Annotated in this window: 20 protein-coding genes and 1 tRNA gene; 16 read left to right on the top strand and 5 right to left on the bottom strand. The window is 45.3% G+C overall.

Translation table 11 applies throughout. The annotated features are described in order from the left end of the window. The first annotated feature begins 64 nt into the window (after window positions 1–64). Window positions 65–661: a LysE family translocator gene (locus tag AWH66_RS16655; protein WP_063603958.1), complete on the top strand. Its 597-nt coding sequence runs from the start codon at window positions 65–67 to the stop codon at window positions 659–661. Here the strand turns inward: AWH66_RS16655 and AWH66_RS16650 are convergent. Next, entirely contained in the window at window positions 651–1,130 is a 480-nt protein-coding gene (locus AWH66_RS16650; protein WP_063603959.1) for a TIGR02444 family protein, read from the bottom strand. The genes AWH66_RS16655 and AWH66_RS16650 overlap by 11 nt on opposite strands. Further along, on the bottom strand, window positions 1,130–3,049 hold the full coding sequence (locus AWH66_RS16645) for an ABC transporter ATP-binding protein (RefSeq protein WP_063603960.1): 1,920 nt from the start codon (window positions 3,047–3,049) through the stop codon (window positions 1,130–1,132). The genes AWH66_RS16650 and AWH66_RS16645 overlap by 1 nt, the downstream gene beginning before the upstream one ends. A 233-nt stretch (window positions 3,050–3,282) precedes the next feature. On the opposite strand from AWH66_RS16645, the gene kefG reads away from it, so the two are divergent. From kefG to rplI, 8 genes are all read left to right on the top strand, one after another. Continuing rightward, on the top strand, window positions 3,283–3,894 hold the full coding sequence (gene kefG / locus AWH66_RS16640) for a glutathione-regulated potassium-efflux system ancillary protein KefG (protein WP_063603961.1): 612 nt from the start codon (window positions 3,283–3,285) through the stop codon (window positions 3,892–3,894). After that, a complete protein-coding gene (gene kefB, locus AWH66_RS16635) occupies window positions 3,881–5,677 on the top strand; it encodes a glutathione-regulated potassium-efflux system protein KefB (RefSeq protein ID WP_063603962.1) in 1,797 nt (598 codons plus the stop codon). The genes kefG and kefB overlap by 14 nt, the downstream gene beginning before the upstream one ends. Before the next feature lie 48 nt (window positions 5,678–5,725). Continuing rightward, a complete protein-coding gene (locus AWH66_RS16630) occupies window positions 5,726–5,929 on the top strand; it encodes a YheV family putative zinc ribbon protein (RefSeq protein ID WP_006074807.1) in 204 nt (67 codons plus the stop codon). A gap of 148 nt (window positions 5,930–6,077) precedes the next feature. Continuing rightward, window positions 6,078–6,659, top strand: a complete 582-nt coding sequence (gene slyD, locus AWH66_RS16625; protein WP_038223079.1) for a peptidylprolyl isomerase — start codon at window positions 6,078–6,080, stop codon at window positions 6,657–6,659. 74 nt (window positions 6,660–6,733) lie between these two features. Then, a complete protein-coding gene (locus tag AWH66_RS16620) occupies window positions 6,734–7,675 on the top strand; it encodes an isoaspartyl peptidase/L-asparaginase family protein (RefSeq protein WP_063603963.1) in 942 nt (313 codons plus the stop codon). 189 nt (window positions 7,676–7,864) lie between these two features. Continuing rightward, complete coding sequence (rpsF, locus tag AWH66_RS16615; protein WP_006074804.1) at window positions 7,865–8,245, top strand: 30S ribosomal protein S6; 381 nt, start codon at window positions 7,865–7,867, stop codon at window positions 8,243–8,245. A gap of 75 nt (window positions 8,246–8,320) precedes the next feature. After that, complete coding sequence (gene rpsR, locus AWH66_RS16610; RefSeq protein ID WP_000090472.1) at window positions 8,321–8,548, top strand: 30S ribosomal protein S18; 228 nt, start codon at window positions 8,321–8,323, stop codon at window positions 8,546–8,548. Between the two features lie 33 nt (window positions 8,549–8,581). Continuing rightward, entirely contained in the window at window positions 8,582–9,034 is a 453-nt protein-coding gene (gene rplI, locus AWH66_RS16605; protein WP_063603964.1) for a 50S ribosomal protein L9, read from the top strand. Window positions 9,035–9,101: 67 nt separating this feature from the next. Here the strand turns inward: rplI and AWH66_RS16600 are convergent, their stop codons facing one another. Beyond that, entirely contained in the window at window positions 9,102–9,872 is a 771-nt protein-coding gene (locus AWH66_RS16600) for a DUF481 domain-containing protein (protein ID WP_063603965.1), read from the bottom strand. A gap of 177 nt (window positions 9,873–10,049) precedes the next feature. Here AWH66_RS16600 and AWH66_RS16595 point away from each other — a divergent pair, with 177 nt between their 5' ends. Both AWH66_RS16595 and alr read left to right on the top strand, forming a co-directional pair. Next, on the top strand, window positions 10,050–11,444 hold the full coding sequence (locus tag AWH66_RS16595; RefSeq protein ID WP_063603966.1) for a replicative DNA helicase: 1,395 nt from the start codon (window positions 10,050–10,052) through the stop codon (window positions 11,442–11,444). Window positions 11,445–11,465: 21 nt separating this feature from the next. Then, window positions 11,466–12,548, top strand: coding sequence for an alanine racemase (gene alr, locus AWH66_RS16590; RefSeq protein WP_063603967.1), 1,083 nt, complete (start codon window positions 11,466–11,468; stop codon window positions 12,546–12,548). Between the two features lie 182 nt (window positions 12,549–12,730). Here alr and AWH66_RS16585 read toward each other — a convergent pair whose 3' ends face one another. Then, a complete protein-coding gene (locus AWH66_RS16585; protein ID WP_063603968.1) occupies window positions 12,731–13,153 on the bottom strand; it encodes a secondary thiamine-phosphate synthase enzyme YjbQ in 423 nt (140 codons plus the stop codon). Window positions 13,154–13,458: 305 nt separating this feature from the next. Here AWH66_RS16585 and pgi point away from each other — a divergent pair, with 305 nt between their 5' ends. Then, on the top strand, window positions 13,459–15,111 hold the full coding sequence (gene pgi, locus AWH66_RS16580) for a glucose-6-phosphate isomerase (protein ID WP_063603969.1): 1,653 nt from the start codon (window positions 13,459–13,461) through the stop codon (window positions 15,109–15,111). A gap of 68 nt (window positions 15,112–15,179) precedes the next feature. Here the strand turns inward: pgi and AWH66_RS16575 are convergent, their stop codons facing one another. Then, window positions 15,180–15,653: an RDD family protein gene (locus tag AWH66_RS16575; protein ID WP_063603970.1), complete on the bottom strand. Its 474-nt coding sequence runs from the start codon at window positions 15,651–15,653 to the stop codon at window positions 15,180–15,182. A 192-nt stretch (window positions 15,654–15,845) separates the two neighbouring features. Here AWH66_RS16575 and AWH66_RS16570 point away from each other — a divergent pair. From AWH66_RS16570 to AWH66_RS16555, 4 genes are all read left to right on the top strand, one after another. After that, a tRNA-Leu gene (locus AWH66_RS16570) sits at window positions 15,846–15,930 on the top strand. A gap of 249 nt (window positions 15,931–16,179) precedes the next feature. Beyond that, complete coding sequence (locus AWH66_RS16565; RefSeq protein ID WP_063603971.1) at window positions 16,180–17,136, top strand: hypothetical protein; 957 nt, start codon at window positions 16,180–16,182, stop codon at window positions 17,134–17,136. Between the two features lie 36 nt (window positions 17,137–17,172). Next, window positions 17,173–17,949 carry a hypothetical protein gene (locus AWH66_RS16560; RefSeq protein ID WP_083400059.1) on the top strand — a complete coding sequence of 259 codons (777 nt, stop codon included), beginning with the start codon at window positions 17,173–17,175 and terminating at the stop codon, window positions 17,947–17,949. Between the two features lie 130 nt (window positions 17,950–18,079). After that, a complete protein-coding gene (locus tag AWH66_RS16555) occupies window positions 18,080–19,330 on the top strand; it encodes a cyclic di-GMP phosphodiesterase (protein WP_063603972.1) in 1,251 nt (416 codons plus the stop codon). The last annotated feature ends 202 nt before the right edge of the window (window positions 19,331–19,532 follow it).

The following is a 19,532-nucleotide window of genomic DNA, read 5'->3' as shown; positions in this document are numbered from 1 at the left end:
GCTAATTAACAATAAATCAACGTAATTTTTATAATTGTATCGGTACAATTTTTGGAGGAATCATATGGATTGGTCATTTTTCTTGTCTGTGGCACTTTTTGCCGTTGTCATGACTGGGACCCCTGGCCCAAATAATGTCATGCTGACAGCTTCAGGCGCGAACTTTGGCTACATGCGCTCGATACCTCATTTTTTCGGTATTGGTTTTGGCTTGATTAGCCTCATTTTGCTCAATGGTGTGGGTTTAGGTGTGGTGTTTAAGACTTACCCTATCGTGCAAGAAGTTTTGAAATGGCTTGGTAGCGCATACTTGTTGTATTTGGCTTGGCGCATTCTAACCGCTGGTATTAACAAAGGAGAGGGAGCTCAGCAGGCAAAGCCTATGACATGCTTGGAAGCCATGTTGTTTCAATATCTGAATCCTAAGGCGTGGGTCATGTCAGTTACGGCGGTTAGTTCATTTGCCATTGCTGGTGAGTATTATTGGTGGTCCTTGATTGGCATTTCGGTGATTTTTCTAGTGGTTCAGCTACAAACTTCATCAGTGTGGGTTGGCTTTGGCACTTTTATCCGTCGTTGGTTGTCGACTCCCACTGCGTGGCGACGTTTTAACTCTAGCATGGCGGCGTTGACGGCTTCTTGTGTGGTGTTTATTTGGTAGCGAGTTCGCTAATGGGCTTGGCGAAGATCAATCCTAGGTGTTCGGCGCCAAGTTGTCGGCAATAGATCAGTACTAGCGGCTCGTGATCGTGGGGGATCAGTGCAAGGCTATTGATACAGTCAACAAGATCGGACTGCTGTTGTTTTTCCAGACTGAGTTCAAATTCTAAGGCTTCACGATAAAGGCTATCAACTACGTTGTGTTTGAGTTGGCGGCGGATATCTCGATATTGATGCAGGAGCTGTTCGGTTCGCCCTAAGCAAGACTGGACTAGGTGCCAGTCTTCAGATTGAAAGCGAACCGATTGTTCGTCGAGCCATTTCAGCAACAGTAGCAGATTCACATTACCATGAAATTGATTTTGCAAATTTAAGCACGCCTCTTTCACTTCACGCACACCGTAATATTGCAGGCTAAATTGCCAAAGGTGTTCTAGGGTGAGTGTGGAAGATACGTGCTCTGTGGTCATTACTGATTAAATTCCTGTTCCATCTGCTCAAGAACTTCTTGCTGGGCCATCCATTCCATTTCTACGTCTTCGAGCTCGGATTTGCTAGAAGCCTGTTTGGCAAGTACTTCATTGAGTTTAGCTTTATTTTCCGCATCATACAGAGAAGAATCGGATAATTGCTCTTCTGCCTCAGCGACAAGGGCGGATAACTTATCCATTTTTTCTTCAAGTTTTGTCAGTGTTTTGCGAATTGGTGCAGTTTGCTTTCTAAACTCAGCTTCTTTGCGTTTCTGCTCTTTCTTCGCTGCTGCGCTATTGTTAGAGGTTTTCTCTGGCTCGTTCTCTTGCGCTTCTTTGCGCTCTAGTCGCTGTTGGTCGGTGAGCCACTTATAGTAATCCACCAAATCACCATTAAATGGTGCCACTTGGCGATCGTGCACAAGATAAAGATCATCGGTGGTCGCGCGCAATAAATAGCGGTCGTGACTGACGATAACCATCGCGCCTTCAAAGGTTTGCAGTGCCAAAGTTAGCGCTTGGCGCATATCAAGATCTAAGTGGTTGGTCGGTTCATCGAGTAGTAGCAAGTTTGGTTTTTGCCAAACGATCAGAGCCAACACCAGACGTGCTTTTTCACCCCCAGAAAAAGGCGCGACTTTCTCCAGCGCTTTTTCGCCTTGGAAACCAAAGCTACCTAAGTAGTCACGAAGCTGCTGCTCTGTATGTTGAGGCGCAATTTGCATCATGTGCTGCAAAGGAGTTTCTTCTGGATGAAGTGTCTCTAACTGATGCTGAGCAAAGTAACCGATTTTCACGCCTTGCGAGTAGTTGAGATCGCCACCCTTTGCGTTTAGTTCTCCAGAGAGCAGCTTAATCAGTGTGGATTTACCTGCGCCATTACGACCAAGTAGACCAATGCGGCTACCGGGAACGAGATTAAGACGAATCTTCTCCAATATGACGTTATCATCGTAACCAGCCGAGACGTCATCCATCATAATAATAGGATTAGGAAGCGCGGCTGGCTCTCTAAATTCGAAGCTGAACGGGTTATCAAACTGAGCTGGAAGTACCTTCTCCATGCGCTCTAACGCTTTAATACGGCTTTGTGCTTGGCGGGCTTTAGACGCTTTATAACGGAAGCGGTCAATATAGCTTTGCATATGGGCCATCTGCTTTTGTTGCTTCTGATATTGCGCTTGTTGCAAGATCAGCTTTTGCGCCCGTTGATCTTCGAACGAAGAATAGTTACCCGTATACTCATTTAGCAGCTGGTTTTCGATATGGATAATGCGACCAACGATCGGATCCAAAAAGTCTCTGTCGTGCGAGATCAGAACCAAGGTACCCGGATAGTTTTGCAGCCAGCGCTCTAGCCACATGACGGCGTCTAGATCTAAGTGGTTGGTTGGTTCGTCGAGTAGCAGTAGATCAGAGCGGCACAGCAGAGCTTGCGCGAGGTTTAAACGCATACGCCAACCACCTGAGAACTGCGTTAGGTTCCAACTCATTTGCGCTTGGCTAAAGCCAAGACCATCAAGTAGTTCAGCCGCACGTGCACGGATACTGTAGCCACCAATCACTTCAATTTTACCGTGAAGCTCTGCCACTAGTGTGCCGTTGTCTTGCTTCTCGGCTTCAACGAGAGCTTGTTCTAGTGCACGATATTCTCTATCACCATCAATGACATATTCGATAGCACTGCGATCTAACGCAGGGGTTTCCTGTGCTACCCAAGCTAACTCCCAATGCGCAGGTTGGCTAAACGAGCCAGCATCAATGGAAAGCTCATCTTTTAGCAGAGCAAAGAGCGTGGATTTACCACAACCATTTTTACCCACTAAACCTACTTTATCACCTGGGTGAATGGTTGCAGAGGCTTGATCGAGGAGTGGTTTACCACCTCGAAGCAATTGAATATCAGAGAAGGTGATCATATGAATACAGCTAGCTTGTTATTGAGTTTTTGACCCACGAATACTAGGGGCAAAGTGTTTAAATGTCGATCATTATCCGATCCTACTCATCGCAAACTAACCTGCACCTTGATGTAAGTTTGGGTTATGATGGAACAAACTGATAACAAAAATAGAATGATTTAATCAACAATCATATCTATCTACCCTTAAGCTTTAAGGGTATCGCTAGGTTTAAGGATAGACGTCTAGGAATGACTTCCATACTCGAAAGCACCAACACATCCCCGAAGGTTCTGGTCATCTATGCCCATCCAGAGCCGCAAAACTCGATTGCCAATCAGGTCATGCTCAAGAAGATTCAATCTCTTGATAATGTCACCCTAAGAGATCTGTACGCTCTGTATCCTGACTTCTTTATTGACGTTAAAGCGGAGCACCAGCTTTTGCTCGAGCATGATGTGATTGTGCTTCAGCATCCTCTCTATATGTACTCCTGCCCTTCTTTGTTAAAGGAGTGGATTGACCGTGTGCTGGGTAAAGGCTTTGCCTTTGGTGATGATTGCGCATTGGAAGGTAAGTACTGGCGCAGTGTCATTACTACCGGAGGTAAAGCGTCAGCTTTTAGTCAATCAGGCTACAACAAGTACCCCTTAGAGCAGATTCTACAGCCTTTCGAGCTAACGGCTGCCTTGTGCAAAATGCAGTGGATGGAGCCGCTGGTGCTGTATTGGTCGAGACGTGTAGGCGATATGGATCGATATCAACATGCGGAATTGTACCGCCAATGGTTAATGCATCCGTTTGATGAGTCTTTGATGATGTCCACGCTGCAAGGTGCGGAGGTGGAACATGGCGATGACTAACGATTTCTTGCAAAGCGGTGTTATTTTCCTCTCTGCTGCTGTGGTTGCGGTTCCCATTGCCCAGCGCCTTGGATTGGGCAGTGTTCTCGGGTATTTGTTAGCTGGTGTTGCCATTGGTCCGTGGGGATTGGGTCTTATTAGCGATGTGGATGAAATACTTCATTTCTCCGAATTTGGTGTCGTACTGCTGCTGTTCTTAATTGGCTTGGAATTGAATCCTAAGAAGCTATGGCAGATGCGAGTCCCCATTCTTGGTTTAGGTGGCGCACAGGTTGTCGTCACCACTTTGATTCTTTCTGCGATTGCTTCTTTATTTAATCTCTCTTGGCAAACTAGTTTGGCGATAGGAATGGGCCTTGCGCTTTCATCTACCGCGATAGCCCTTCGAGTTATTGAAGAGCAAGGGTTAGGGGGCGGCGAGACTGGACAATCGGGCTTTGCTGTTCTGTTATTCCAAGATATTGCGGTTATTCCAATGTTGGCGTTACTGCCATTATTAGCGGGCAACACAGCAGGCAACTGGGCGGACATTATTTGGATGTTAGCGGGTGTTTTAGGCTTGCTGGTGGGCGGCCACTTTCTGATTCGTCCTCTATTTCGTTATGTCGTCATGAGCGGTGTGCGTGAATTGTTTACCGTGGCCGCATTGCTGCTAGTGATTGGTATTGCTGCCTTTATGCAAAAGCTTGGGTTATCCATGGCTTTAGGTACGTTTTTAGCAGGGGTGTTACTTGCCGAAAGTGAGTACCGGCATGAACTAGAAATTGCCATTGAGCCATTCAAAGGTCTGCTGCTAGGGTTATTCTTTATCGCGGTGGGTATGGCGGTAAACCTTGGATTACTGATTTCTGAACCACTCGCTGTGCTGTTTGCTGTGGTGTCTTTGGTCATTATTAAAGGGCTTATCTTGTACGTACTGGCCCGTTTGTTTGGTATCGGACCGAAATCGCGCAGTAAAATGGCTGCCATTTTGAGCCAAGGCGGCGAGTTTGCCTTCGTTATCTTTACAGCGGCGAGTGCACAAGGGCTATTGCCTGCCCAAGAATCTGCTTTTCTTCTGGTTGTGGTGAGTTTGTCGATGGTAACCACACCACTGCTGCTTATGGGACAGAAAAAATGGTTTGAGAAATCACTCAATCAAGTGGAAGAAACCACCATTAAAACGGATGTTGAGGATAGGCAGCCGCGAGTGATCATTGCTGGCTTCGGACGATTTGGACAAATTGTCGGTCGTTTGATGTACGCCAATAAGGTCAAAGTTACCGTATTAGAAAGTGATGCGAGCCAAATTCACCTGCTAAGAAAATACGGCTATAAGGTGTTTTATGGTGATGCGACTCAAGTGGATTTGTTAAGAGCGGCGGGTGCCGATAAAGCCGAGGCTATTATTATCTGTACCGATTCTCCTGAGGAGATCATGGAAGTGGTAGACCTTTGTCATAACCACTTTCCTAAGCTTAGGGTCTTAGCGAGGGCTCGAAGTCGAGTAGAGGCCTATCAGCTTATGAATCATGGCGTGCAATGTTATTCGCGAGAGACATTTTTGGGAGCCCTGGATTTAGGTCGACAGGCGTTAGTGGAGCTAGGATTTCATCCTTATGAGGCAAAGCGCGCAGAAGCGCACTTTAGAAAGCTGGATAATGCCATGCTCAAAGAGCTGTTGCCTCAACACAGTGAAGATAAAGAATTGGCACAAAGATCGAAAGAAGCTCGTAAAGAACTCGAAGAAATCTTTGGCCGTGAAATGGAAAATGATCGCCAATCGCGTAATTTCTGGGATTAACATTGAAGTTAAAGCCTTTGCGGTTGAAGATCGGAATTAGGAAGTAACATGAGCAGTACCAAGAAACGTTTTATTGCGGGGGCAAGCTGCCCTAAGTGTAGCCAGCAAGACAGTTTGCGCTGGTGGATAGACAACAATGTTGAGTGGGTGGAGTGTGTAGAGTGTGAATTCAAAGAACAACGCACGCCAAAAGCTGTAGAGAAAACTGAACGCAGTGATGAGGAATTAATCGGAATTTTTAAGCCTGAATGATTGAGTTTCTTATTTCTGACCCCATAATATGCGAACACGCCGCTTAAAGGCGGATTAATTTTTGATGAGATGATCATATGAGTCGGTTTGCTGTTTGCAAATAGGCTTTGCTTTAATGGTCTCTCAAGGCCAATCCTTTGGAGCTCACATGAAAGTTACTCAGAACGCAGTAGTTAGCCTAGCGTACCAAGTAAAAACAGAAGACGGTGTTGTCGTTGATCAATCAACAGTAGAAGCACCTCTAGATTACCTACACGGTCACAACAACCTAATCGTTGGTCTAGAAAAGGAACTTGAAGGCAAAGAAGCGGGTGATAAATTCACAGCTACTGTTTCTCCAGAGGATGCTTACGGTGAACACAATGACGCATTAGTACAACGTGTACCAGCGAATGTATTCCAAGGCGTTGACACGATCGAAGTCGGCATGCGTTTTCTAGCGGATACAGACCAAGGTCCAATCCCTGTTGAAGTAACGGAAGTAGACGGTGACGAAGTTGTGGTTGACGGTAACCACATGCTTGCAGGCCAAACACTAACGTTTGATGTTGAAGTGGTTGCGATTCGCGAAGCTAAGGCAGAAGAAATTGAACATGGTCATATTCACCAAGGCGGCGGCTGTTGTGGCGGCGAAGGTCACGGTGAAGAAGGTGGCTGTTGTGGTGGTGATGACCATGGTGAGAAAAAAGAAGACGGTTGCTGCGGTGGCGGCGGTTGTGGTTCTCACTAATCGTTTAGTTTTGAAAGGCCTCCCTATGGGAGGTCTTTTTGGTTTTAAACAGTAGGGAAGTAGGAACGAACGGTATGACTAAGCCTTTTGCAATTGCGATTCATGGTGGCGCTGGAACCATATTGCGTGATCAGATGACTGAGACATTGAAGCAAGAGATATTGGCCGCGCTGACTCAATCAGTTCAGGCGGGCGCTGCGATATTGGAAGCGGGTGGTGACGCGCTAGATGCAACAGTAGCAGCCGTTAAAGTGATGGAAGACTCGCCACATTTTAATGCAGGGAAAGGCTCGGTATTAACTCATGATGAAATGGTTGAGATGGATGCTTCTGTGATGCATGGTGCGGCTATGGATGCAGGTGCGATCGCTGGCGTTCGTCATATTCGTAACCCGATTGAGCTGGCGCGAGATGTGATGCGCGATAGCGATCATGTGTTATTAATCGGTGAAGGCGCAGAGAAGTTTGCGTTTGAACATCAACACCAATATACCGAGCAAGATTACTTCTTTACTGAGCGTCGCTATGAACAATTACTTTCGATGAAAGAGAAAGGACTGTTTGCGTTGTCTGAATCGAAATATCCAGATGACAAAAAATACGGCACCGTAGGGGCGGTGGCACTGGACAGCCATGGCAACTTGGCTGCCGCGACCAGTACTGGTGGGGTAACCAATAAAAAGTACGGCCGCGTTGGCGATACTGCGATTATCGGCGCAGGTACTTTTGCTGAAAACGGCAATGTTGCGGTTTCAACTACGGGGATGGGTGAATATTTTATCCGTAAAACCGTTGCAGGCGATGTCGCAGCGCGAATGCGCTATTTAAAAGAAGATGTTCATACGGCGTGTGAAACGGTAATTCAGGGTGAATTGAAAGCCATGGGGGGAGAGGGCGGCTTAATTGCCGTTGACGCTCAAGGCGATGTTCACTTTGGTATGAATAGCTCCGGTATGTATCGCGCCTCGGTAGACTGCCATGGTGAGGTCACTGTAAAAATCTATGCTGATGAATAACAAGGCTTTTTAGGTGGCTAGCTATTGAGTGTTGCTGCCTAGCACCTTAAACCTTTAAAATTGCTTGCTTATTTTCCGTCCTTTCTGTAACATTCGCGGTCCTTAATTCTCGGTCTTTTACATTAGTTCCTTGCTTCCTCTGGACGACCGAGCCACTCGTGGAAGCTAATAATCCGTAAGGAGCAACCTATGCGTCATTACGAAATCGTATTCATGGTGCACCCTGATCAAAGCGAGCAAGTTGCTGGCATGATCGAGCGTTACACTGGTTCTATCACTGAAGCTAACGGTACTGTACACCGTCTAGAAGACTGGGGTCGTCGTCAACTGGCTTACCCAATCAACAAGCTTCACAAAGCTCACTACGTTCTAATGAACGTTGAAGCACCACAAGAAGCTATTGATGAGCTAGAAACTGCTTTCCGTTTTAACGATGCAGTTCTACGTAACATGATTATGCGTACTAAAGCAGCAATCACTGAGCCTTCTATCATGCTTAAGCAGAAAGAAGAGCGTGCTCCACGTCGCGAAGAGCGTACTGAAGCTAAGCCAGAAGCAGCTGCAGAGTAATTCGTTACTCGTTTAGTACTTGGTAATTATTCAATTACCGACAACAAGACTTTAATTTAGATCAGGAGATAGCCCATGGCTCGTTTCTTCCGTCGTCGTAAATTCTGCCGTTTCACTGCAGAAGGCGTACAAGAGATTGATTACAAAGACGTAGCAACTCTTAAAAACTACATCACTGAAGCTGGTAAAATCGTACCTAGCCGTATCACTGGTACAAGCGCTAAATATCAGCGTCAGCTAGCGCGCGCTATCAAGCGTTCACGCTACCTAGCTCTACTGCCATACACTGATAAGCATCAGTAATCGGCACCGTTTATTTAGATAGAGGATTAAACAATGCAAGTTATTCTACTTGATAAAATCGGTAACCTAGGTGGTCTTGGCGATACAGTTAACGTTAAATCTGGTTACGCTCGTAACTTCCTTATCCCACAAGGTAAGGCAGTAATGGCTACTAAAGGTAACGTTGAAATGTTCGAAGCTCGTCGTGCTGAACTAGAAGCTAAAGTTGCCGAGCAACTTACTGCTGCTGAAGCTCGTGCTGAGAAAGTTAACGCTCTAGAAGCTGTTGTTATCGCTTCTAAAGCTGGTGACGAAGGCAAACTGTTCGGTTCTATCGGTACTCGTGACATCGCTGATGCAATCACTGCAGCTGGCGTTGAAGTAGCTAAGAGCGAAGTTCGCCTACCTGAAGGTGCTCTACGCACAACTGGTGAGTTCGAAATCAGCATCCAACTTCACTCTGAAGTTTTCGCTGCTATCAACCTACAAGTTGTTGCTGCTGAGTAATCTCAGTCAGAAGAACAATGAAAAACACCAGCTTCGGCTGGTGTTTTTTTTTGATTTTTTCCGGAGCTTAAAAGCTGAATAATAGGTTTACGGTAAAAATAGAGTCGCGTTTGCTCAAGGTAGGGCTTGGTACTTTGCTGTGGTACTGGCTGTCGTAAGAGAGTTTGAGAGCAATAGTTTCGGTTATTGCATTCGTGACATTCACTTCGGTATCAAAACGCGTGTTACTCTTACCTGCCGTGGTAGTTAGCTTAGTTCCAACGGTAAGGCTATCTAAAGGCTTCCAAATCAAATTGATGTTGCCACGAACAATGGCTTCTTTAACCACATTTCGAAAGATAATATCTTTATCGTCAATCTCATCTAGGTTTGGTTCTTGATAACGAAAACCAGGACCTATTTCTACCTCTAAGAGAAAGTTCTCTTGATTAGCTAACTGATAACCCAAACCGCCTGAGACGGTATGATCTTCATAATAGGAACTGTAGAGCGATGAAAAACCGTTATAGTTTCCGTATAGGTACGCTTTGGGGCCTAACTTATAGTCGGTTTGAAGTAAGTAGTTCTGCTGATTCTTATCTTCATCGCCATTTTTATAAAGTTGGTAATATTTCCATTCGCCACTGGTACGGTGACGTCCTTCGGTATATTCGGCAGCAACACGTGCATTTAGCGATTGAGAGTCGGTATTGCCCGAGTGCGCTTGATAGCCAAATTCCACCTCGGATTGAAGTGGTGAGGGTGGCGAGTCTTCCGTGTCGCTTGGAGGTAGAAATTCTTCAGCATAGATCGCAGGCGAAGCAAGCAACACTAGACCAAAAAGTAACTTCTTTGACACAAAAACCTCACAGGGCGGATACGGGGTTCGGGATTATATGTGTGGCATATTCGACCATCGTCAGCAATAGGTCAAATTTTGATGGAGTAATCCTCGTTTTAGTCGCGTTTTCTTTGCTTTAGCCCACACTTAGTTGAGTATATAATGTCTGGTCATAATGTGTTATCGAGTAGAGTCATGGCGGATATCCGAAATCAAAAAGTAAAAGATGCTCAAGTGGAATCAGTGAAAGTCCCTCCTCATTCATTGGAAGCGGAGCAATCTGTGCTGGGTGGTTTGTTGTTGGACAACCAACGATGGGATACCGTTGCCGAGAAGGTGATCAGCAGTGACTTCTACAGTCGTCCTCACCGCTTAATCTTTGAGGGCATTCAAGCTCTGTTAGAAGAGAGCAAGCCCCTCGACCTGATTACCTTATCCGAATTCCTTGAACTGCGAGAGCAGTTGGACGATGTGGGTGGATTTGCCTACCTTGCCGATCTGGCGAAAAATACCCCGAGTGCAGCAAATATAAACGCTTATGCAGATATTGTTGCGGAGCGTGCCTTGGTCCGAAACCTCATTGGCGTTGCTAATGAAATCGCTGATGCAGGTTACGATCCTCAAGGTCGTTCATCAGAAGATCTACTGGACATGGCCGAAAGTAAGGTCTTTAAAATCGCGGAAGACAGAACCAGCGAAAATGAAGGGCCACAGAATGTTGACAACATACTTGAAAAAACACTAGAACGAATCGAAATCCTGTACAAAACGCCGCAAGATGGTGTGACAGGGGTGACTACAGGCTTCAACGACCTGAATAAGAAAACCGCAGGTCTTCAAGGCTCAGATCTCATCATTGTTGCAGCTCGTCCATCGATGGGTAAAACGACGTTTGCGATGAACTTGTGTGAAAATGCGGCAATGTCTCAAGATAAGCCGGTGTTAATTTTCTCACTTGAGATGCCTGCCGAACAAATCATGATGCGTATGCTGGCTTCCCTCTCACGGGTAGATCAAACTAAAATTCGTACTGGTCAGCTGGATGATGAAGATTGGGCTAAAATTTCAACCTCCATGGGCATGCTCATGGAAAAGAAAAACATGTATATCGATGATAGCTCCGGTCTGACACCAACAGAAGTTCGTTCCCGTGCAAGACGTATCGCTCGTGAACATGGCGGTCTAAGTTTGATCATGGTCGATTACCTTCAGTTAATGCGTGTTCCAGCTCTGTCCGATAATCGTACGTTGGAAATCGCGGAAATCTCACGTTCTCTTAAAGCATTAGCGAAAGAACTGAATGTTCCAGTAGTAGCACTTTCCCAGCTTAACCGTTCCTTGGAACAACGTGCTGACAAACGACCAGTTAACTCAGACCTTCGTGAGTCGGGCTCTATAGAGCAGGATGCTGACCTTATCATGTTTATTTATCGTGATGAGGTTTACCATCCAGACAGTGCGTTAAAAGGAATTGCAGAAATTATCCTAGGTAAACAGCGTAACGGTCCAATTGGTTCGGTTCGGTTAACCTTCCAAGGTCAATATTCTCGCTTTGATAACTACGCAGGTCCTGCGTTTGACGAAGAGTAGTAGGGCAGACGTATGAGTTATATGAAAGCAGCGACAGCGCATATTAATTTGGATGCGCTGGCGCACAATCTAGCGTGCATTAAACAGAAAGCACCGAATAGCAAAGTCATGGCGGTAGTCAAAGCTAATGGTTATGGTCATGGTTTGAGACACATTGCTAAAAATGCCACGGGTGCGGATGCATTTGGTGTAGCTCGCATCGAAGAGGCGTTGCAGCTAAGAGCAAGTGGTGTGGTGAAACCCATACTACTGCTTGAGGGTTTTTACTCACCGAATGACCTCCCGGTCTTGGTGACCAATAATATTCAAACAGTGGTGCATTGTTATGAACAGCTTGATGCGCTAGAGCAGGCAGAGCTAGAAACTCCGGTCGTTGTTTGGCTTAAAGTGGATAGCGGTATGCACCGTCTAGGTGTTCGTGAAGAACAGTACCAAGAGTTCGTCGAGCGTTTACATCGCTGTGATAACGTGGCTAAACCACTGCGTTATATGAGTCATTTCGGTTGTGCCGATGAGCTTGATAACACCATGACTCAACAGCAAATAGAGCTGTTTCTGTCACTAACAGAAGGCTGCAATGGGGAGCGCTCTATGGCAGCCTCTGCTGGCCTACTTGAGTGGCAGCAAAGTCGATTAGACTGGGTGCGTCCTGGCATCATTATGTATGGAGTGTCTCCTTTTGGAGATAAGACAGCAGCCGATATGGGCTTTAAGCCTGTCATGACTCTAAAGTCTCACTTGATTGCTGTGCGCGATGTAAAGAAAGGCGAAAGTGTGGGTTACGGGGCGACTTGGACCAGCCATAGAGACACCAAAGTAGGGGTGATTGCGATTGGTTATGGTGATGGTTACCCTCGTACAGCACCAAATGGCACACCGGTACTGGTGAATGGTCGTAAAGTACCAATCGCTGGTCGAGTATCGATGGATATGCTTACTGTTGACCTAGGTCCAGATGCCTTAGATCAAGTGGGCGATGAAGCTATCTTATGGGGGGAAGAGCTCCCATCTGAAGAAGTCGCCGAGCACATTGGCACTATTGCTTATGAGCTGGTGACTAAGCTCACTTCTCGCGTCGAAATGAGTTATAGCAGTACGAAGTGAAGCCGGTCACTATTCGATACTGAACCTCAATCCCGAACCCAAGTATTAGAGCGAAACCAAGTATTACCATCCCTGCGCAGGCAGGGATCTACTCACGGCGTTTATCAAACCAACCTTTGTCTGCCTCGTTACAACAGGCAGACAAGGTGTTAACCATCATAGATATCGCAAGGGTTCTTACCTCAAATCTGCCCCTGCAACGTCGCAATAACTCGCCGCTCTCCACCAAAATCTCGATGCTCACCTAGGTAAATACCCTGCCATGTACCTAAAGCTAACTGTCCTTGGTTAATTGGAATGGTCACGCTCGCTCCAAGAAGAGAGCTCTTAATATGAGCTGGCATGTCATCGCTGCCTTCGTACGTATGTTTGTAATAAGGTGCATTCTCTGGGACATAGCGATTGAAGTGACTTTCCATATCACTACGTACCGTCGGATCCGCGTTTTCATTCAACGTTAAACTGGCCGAAGTATGTTGAATAAAGAGATGTAGTAAACCTACAGAGTAATCCTTTAACTGTGGCAGTTGTTGTTCAATTTCATCAGTAATCAGATGAAAACCGCGCGCTTTAGCGCTGAGGTACAATGTCTTTTGTTGCCACATAATCACTCCTATGTATTATAGTGCTGCTTAATGGTAGGGTGTTTACCTATTTTGTTTATATTGTGAACCGTTACGTGACCTAACTCAAGGTGAGTGCAATGGCTCTGGTTCATAATTACGCCTGAAAAATTATTACGAAAACAAAGTCTACACTTTGTAAACCACAGACAAGTTTGTAACGTCTAGTGAACCTAAAAAGGCACTGGGCTGTATTTAGAATATACTGTTTATTATTCGCTAAACTGGGGGTTCCTTTTCCTTGGGGGGATTGGGAATAAAACCGACTAAAAATTGGGATAGAGACCATGTTGAAAAACATCAATCCAACGCAAACTGAAGCTTGGAAAGCACTGACTGCGCACTTTGAATCTGCGCAAGATATGGACTTAGCAGAGCTATTTGCACAAGACGCAGACCGTTTTGGCAAATTCTCTACGCGCTTCGGCTCTGACATTCTTGTTGATTACTCTAAGAACCTAATCAACGACGAAACAATGAAGAACCTATTTGCTCTAGCGAACGAGACTGAGCTTAAAGGCGCAATCAAAGCGATGTTTGCTGGCGATACCATCAACCAAACAGAAGGTCGTTCTGTTCTTCACGTTGCACTACGTAACCGCAGCAACACGCCAATCATGGTGAATGGCGAAGACGTTATGCCAGCGGTAAACGCGGTATTAGAGAAGATGAAAGGTTTCTCTGAGCGCATCATTTCTGGTGATTGGAAAGGTTACACAGGTAAAGCGATCACTGACGTAGTGAACATCGGTATCGGTGGTTCTGATCTTGGTCCTTATATGGTGACAGAGGCGTTAGCACCTTACACGAACCATCTGAACATGCACTTTGTGTCAAACGTAGATGGTACACATATCGCTGAAACTCTTAAGAAAGTAAATCCAGAAACAACGCTATTCTTGGTTGCTTCTAAGACATTTACTACGCAAGAGACGATGACTAACGCGCACTCTGCTCGCGATTGGTTCCTAGCTTCGGCTCAAGATGACGCTCACGTTGCTAAGCACTTTGCGGCGCTATCGACTAACGCAACTGCAGTTTCTGAGTTTGGTATCGATACTGACAACATGTTCGAGTTCTGGGATTGGGTCGGCGGTCGCTACTCACTTTGGTCCGCAATCGGTCTATCAATCGTACTAGCTGTGGGCTTTGACAACTTCGTTGAGCTTCTTGCTGGTGCTCATGAGATGGATAAGCACTTTGCTGAAACTGATCTAGAAAGCAACATTCCAGTACTACTTGCACTTATCGGTATTTGGTACAACAACTTCCACGGTGCTGAATCTGAAGCGATTCTGCCTTATGACCAATACATGCACCGCTTTGCTGCATACTTCCAGCAAGGCAATATGGAGTCAAACGGTAAGTTCACTGACCGCAATGGTGAAGCAGTTGATTACCAAACAGGTCCTATTATTTGGGGTGAACCAGGCACAAACGGCCAACACGCGTTCTATCAGCTAATTCACCAAGGTACTAAGCTGATTCCTTGTGATTTCATCGCGCCTGCTATCTCTCACAACCAAGTGAGCGATCATCACCAGAAGCTAATGTCTAACTTCTTTGCTCAAACTGAAGCACTTGCATTCGGCAAGTCTCAAGAGACGGTTGAAGCTGAGTTTGCTAAAGCAGGTAAGACAGCGGAAGAAGTGAAAGATCTTGTACCATTTAAGATCTTTGAAGGTAACCGTCCAACGAACTCAATCTTAGTGAAGCAAATCACACCTCGTACTCTAGGTAACCTTATCGCGATGTACGAGCACAAGATCTTCACTCAAGGTATTATCTGGAACATCTTCAGCTTTGACCAATGGGGTGTAGAGCTTGGTAAGCAGCTGGCTAACCAAATCCTGCCTGAACTTGCTGACGACAGTGAAGTGACTTCTCACGACAGCTCGACTAACGGTCTAATCAACGCATTTAAAGCATACAAAGCTTAACTTTTGTCTGCTTAGCCGTTTGTAATAAAAAAGGTGCCGAAAGGCACCTTTTTTGTATTCGTCGCTATTTATTTTGCTTTAGGTAAAACAACAACCTTGGTCTTCGCCCAAATATCATGAAATCCTCGCTTTTGAGGGTCGATAGGGACCGACAAGTTTGCTAAACCAAATGCGGATGTAGCGATACGGATTAGCGCCTGGGTCACTGTAATACGTCCACCCTTTAAGTTCTGCAGCTCAATCTTCCAAGCTCGCATTCCCAATGTTTGTCCGGCGCGAGTCCAGAAGAACACAAGGAAGTAAATCCACGCAAACGCTAGGTAAGCGGTATAAACAGGGCTCCAAAAGGGATGGTTGCCCAGAAAATCACTAGCGTCGGCATACGGTGCATAGTTCATTAGCCCCGCCGCGACCAACGCTTCCATGAGCGCCACAACAACGCCACCGGCCATCATCACAACCGCAAGTATAATTAAACTGTCATAAAACAGTGCCCCAAGTCGTCTGAAAAAGCCCGCAGGTGGAAGAGATTGAGTTTCCATTGAATACATCATTTAATAACCAAAACTGGCCACAGGATAGCGATTCTGTCGACGTGAAGAAAGCCTATTTGCCCGAATAGCATCACATTGTGGCGAAAATATCAGCAAACAATAGAATATTCAGCGTTTTGTTGTTGCACGCAACGAGAGCTTACGTATAATGCCAAACATCAAAGGACGTCAGTCCAAGATGCCGGTGTGGTGAAATTGGTATACACGACGGATTCAAAATCCGTTGCCTTCGGGCGTGGCGGTTCAAGTCCGCCCACCGGTACCATATTAGAAAGGTCGCTTATTTAAGCGGCCTTTCGTCGTTTTGCGAGATGTAAACGTTGAGATACGTCCAACATGTTGCCGCGAGATGACTCATATCCAGCAGCCCATTCTTTTCGAACTCTTACCAACTATTGACGATAGATCTCGTTTATAAGCGTTGATACTGTTCCAATCTCAAAGGCCACTTTTTCTCTGTTTGTTTATGAACAGTCGAAGCGCTAGAATCTAGGTAACAGATAGGAGAATTACTGTGAGTGCAAAATTTACCCATATTGCTTGGCAACAAACTGACATCACAGCTAGTGAGAAGTTAGTACTATTAAAGTTAGCGGATATTTCTGGCAATGATGGGAATGTGGCTTTTGCACTGTCAGATGTTGCTAAAGAGTGCTTGCTAGGAGAGTTTGGACTAGCAGATGTGCTCACTGCGCTTGCTAATAAAGGGTTGTTGACCAAAGGTCAGGTTGAATCTACCCCTCAAGGGCAAAGGCACCACTTTACGTTGGCAAGTTCTGAACCAAATCGACTGCCAGTGATTGAAGCCTCAAGTGCCGCTCCAGTTGTTCGTCAGCCATCTCGCGTTACGACGATGCAAGAATCGAGTGCTCCAGGTTGGGCGGTACCCTCTTTTGATCTCTATAAAGTACCGCCGAATAGCAGAGACAGCGTATGGCAAAACTTTGTACGTGAACATGGGACGAATACCACGAACATCACTCGTTTGGCGCGTCAGCTTGAAGATTGGCTAGAATACTCGAAACGCTCGGGGAGTTTACAAGCGGTGATTGGCGAGCAGCACCCCAATTATCGTAAGGATAAAAATAGTGGGTTTTCTTCTAGTAAGAAAGAGTCGCAGCCTGCCACCAACAGCCAATATTTATCAACTCATGATCTCAATGAGTTTGAAATACCAGACTGGGCGTCGCAGACAATCGCTTTCTCTCGACTTGAGATTGATCCTAACTTGTTCTGGGAAAAGTTTGTGGTTTACTACAAAACCCGAGCAAATGAATACACCAACGTCACTCAAATGCTTAATAAACTTAGATTGTGGATTGTTAACGAGAAACAAGCGGAAGATCGACGTAAGCAAGCAGAAGAAAGACGTCGCCAATCTTACCAAACGTCAAATAAGTCTGGTGATGTGAGTCCTTCAGAAGAGTTTCGTGAGTACTTACGAGGACAAGGTAAGAACCCGAACTTTTAAGACTCGCAGTGTGCACACTTTATATAGGTAATAGACATGAGTAACAGCAATAAGCCAAAAAACGTTGATTTTGGCACAATGGAAAAGAAACTCAGAGAAATGGGAGTCAATGGTAGCCTTGAGCACTTAAAGGCTTCTAATGCTGTTACTCCAAAAGTTGATAAGGGTCGCCGTGAGCCGCAGTCGACTCAAGTCTCGACGACAAATTCGCCATCGTCTCAGGCTTTAAGCATCAATGAGGTCGAACAAGAACGTCAACCTAGTGACTGGTGTAATTATATATTCGGAACATTACTGAGTATCTATGAGTCGACGTGGATTAAGTCTTACGGACGACGCCCAACAGGACGTTTTCTCGATTTTGCGGATAGCTTAACGGAAGCGGAGTTAATGCGTGTCATGCAGCATTGCCGAGAGAGACTTCAAGCAGGCGAAAAATGGCCGCCTATTATGGGTGAATTGACATTGCTCAAGACTCAGCTTACTGAATCAGAGTCTTTAGAAGCTTTGAATCGAGTAGTTAATAAAGAGCCCAATAATCAACTTGAAAAGTGGATTATGCAAAACAAGGGCTATGAGCTTCGCCGATTGCCACAATCTCTGATTGTCCGTCGCTTTAAAGAGTTTTATCGCGAGGCTATGAGCTTGCAAGAGAAGGGTAAGTTGGTGACAGAAGTGCCAAAAGGTCTTGCCCAGCACTCTGTGAAAAACCTCGTTGACCTCAAGCGAGAAGAGTTTGAGCAGCAACATGGCAAATCGCTAGATCCTAGAGTTGCGGCTATTCTTAGTAATCGCGAAAAAGAGCAAGAGTAGCACCCCCTCAATAGAAAAGGCGCTAGTTTACAAATTTATTATTTGGTCACACTTTAATAATAATTAGATGAATTAGCGCACGAAGTTCTTTAAACTCGCTGAGTGTTTTACAGTCAGTTGCAGTTGGATTGTGGCAAGTATCAAGATTTCAGTGGACCGAATTCAGCCTGGACTTCATGTCCGGCTTCCCCTCAAATGGAATGACCACCCGTTTCTATTTAATGTTTTTAAGATTAAATCAGAAGAGCAGGTACACATTATTAAGCAGTTAGGGGTGAAGTACGTCCACGTTAACCCTGATTTAAGTGATGTTTTACCGCTTCCTGTTCAACAAGCCTCTCAAGAACCTAATGCTTATGTTCAAGCAAGCTCGGATCTACTCTGGGAAGAAAAGCAAAGACGTATAGAAGAACTAAGCGCTTATCGGAGAAGAGTTTCTCGTTGCGAAAAAGAGTTTGATCGCTCTTTGGCTCGAATTAGAAATGTGATGGCAAAACTCAGAAGTCGACCAGAACAAGCGACGAAAGAAGCGCGTTTGTTAGTGGATGATATCGTCGATACTCTCTTATCTGAAGATGAAGTGACTTTGCACTTAATGGGCAGTAAAAGTGAATTTGAAGATATCTACTTTCACAGTTTAAATGTATCGGTGCTGTCTATGATGATTGCTAAGGCAAGAGGGTTAGAGGCCGAGGAGATCAAACTAGTAGCGCTGTCAGCACTGTTTCATGATATTGGTAAAGTGAAGATTCCACCGGCAATTCTGAGAAAAACTACACCACTTACGGAGCCAGAAGCTAACTACCTAAAACTGCACACTAAGTATGGTAGCAACATCGCTGGTATGATGGATACACTGCCTCAAGAAGTCATTACCGTCATCGAACAACATCATGAGTTGTTGGACGGCAGTGGTTACCCGTTAGGTCTCAAAGGCGATGAAATTGATGCGTTCGCCCAAATAATTTCTGTTGCCAACGCGTTTGATAACCTATGTCATCACCAAATCCCGAGTGAGAAAAAGATTCCTTTTACCGCATTGTCTTATCTATATAAGCATGCAAAGGAGTTGTATAACCAAGAAAACCTAAACATTCTTATTAAGTATATGGGTGTGTATCCTCCTGGTACGGTAGTCAAACTCTCCAATGAGATGGTTGGGCTTGTCGTTTCTATTAATAGTGGTAATTTACTGTGCCCGAATGTACTCATCTACGATCCCACCGTACCTAAACTGCAAGCCCCCATCATTCCACTTGAAGAGAAAGAGCTGAAAGTGGAATCCGTGATTCACCCTGATAGGCTGCCAGAAGAGATTCGGGAATATTTAAACCCACGAGCTCGAATTTCTTACTACTTCGAAGACAATAAAGCTCGTTAGTTATTATTGAATCTGCATGCGTAACTGACATCTGAGGCTTTACCAAGATGCAATATGGGGTAAGTTAAAGGATTAATGAGTAAAAAACGTTCTGTTTTAGCCTTTATTGGTCAATAAAGTTACAAATGACCTATTTTTAAAGATTTTCTTTAAAAAACGCTTGCCAATGTGATCCGGATCTCTATAATGCGTCCTCACTGAC

The organism is Vibrio barjaei, from assembly GCF_001639065.2.
Lineage (GTDB): Bacteria > Pseudomonadota > Gammaproteobacteria > Enterobacterales > Vibrionaceae > Vibrio > Vibrio barjaei.
This window is presented reverse-complemented; position numbering and strand designations above follow the sequence as displayed.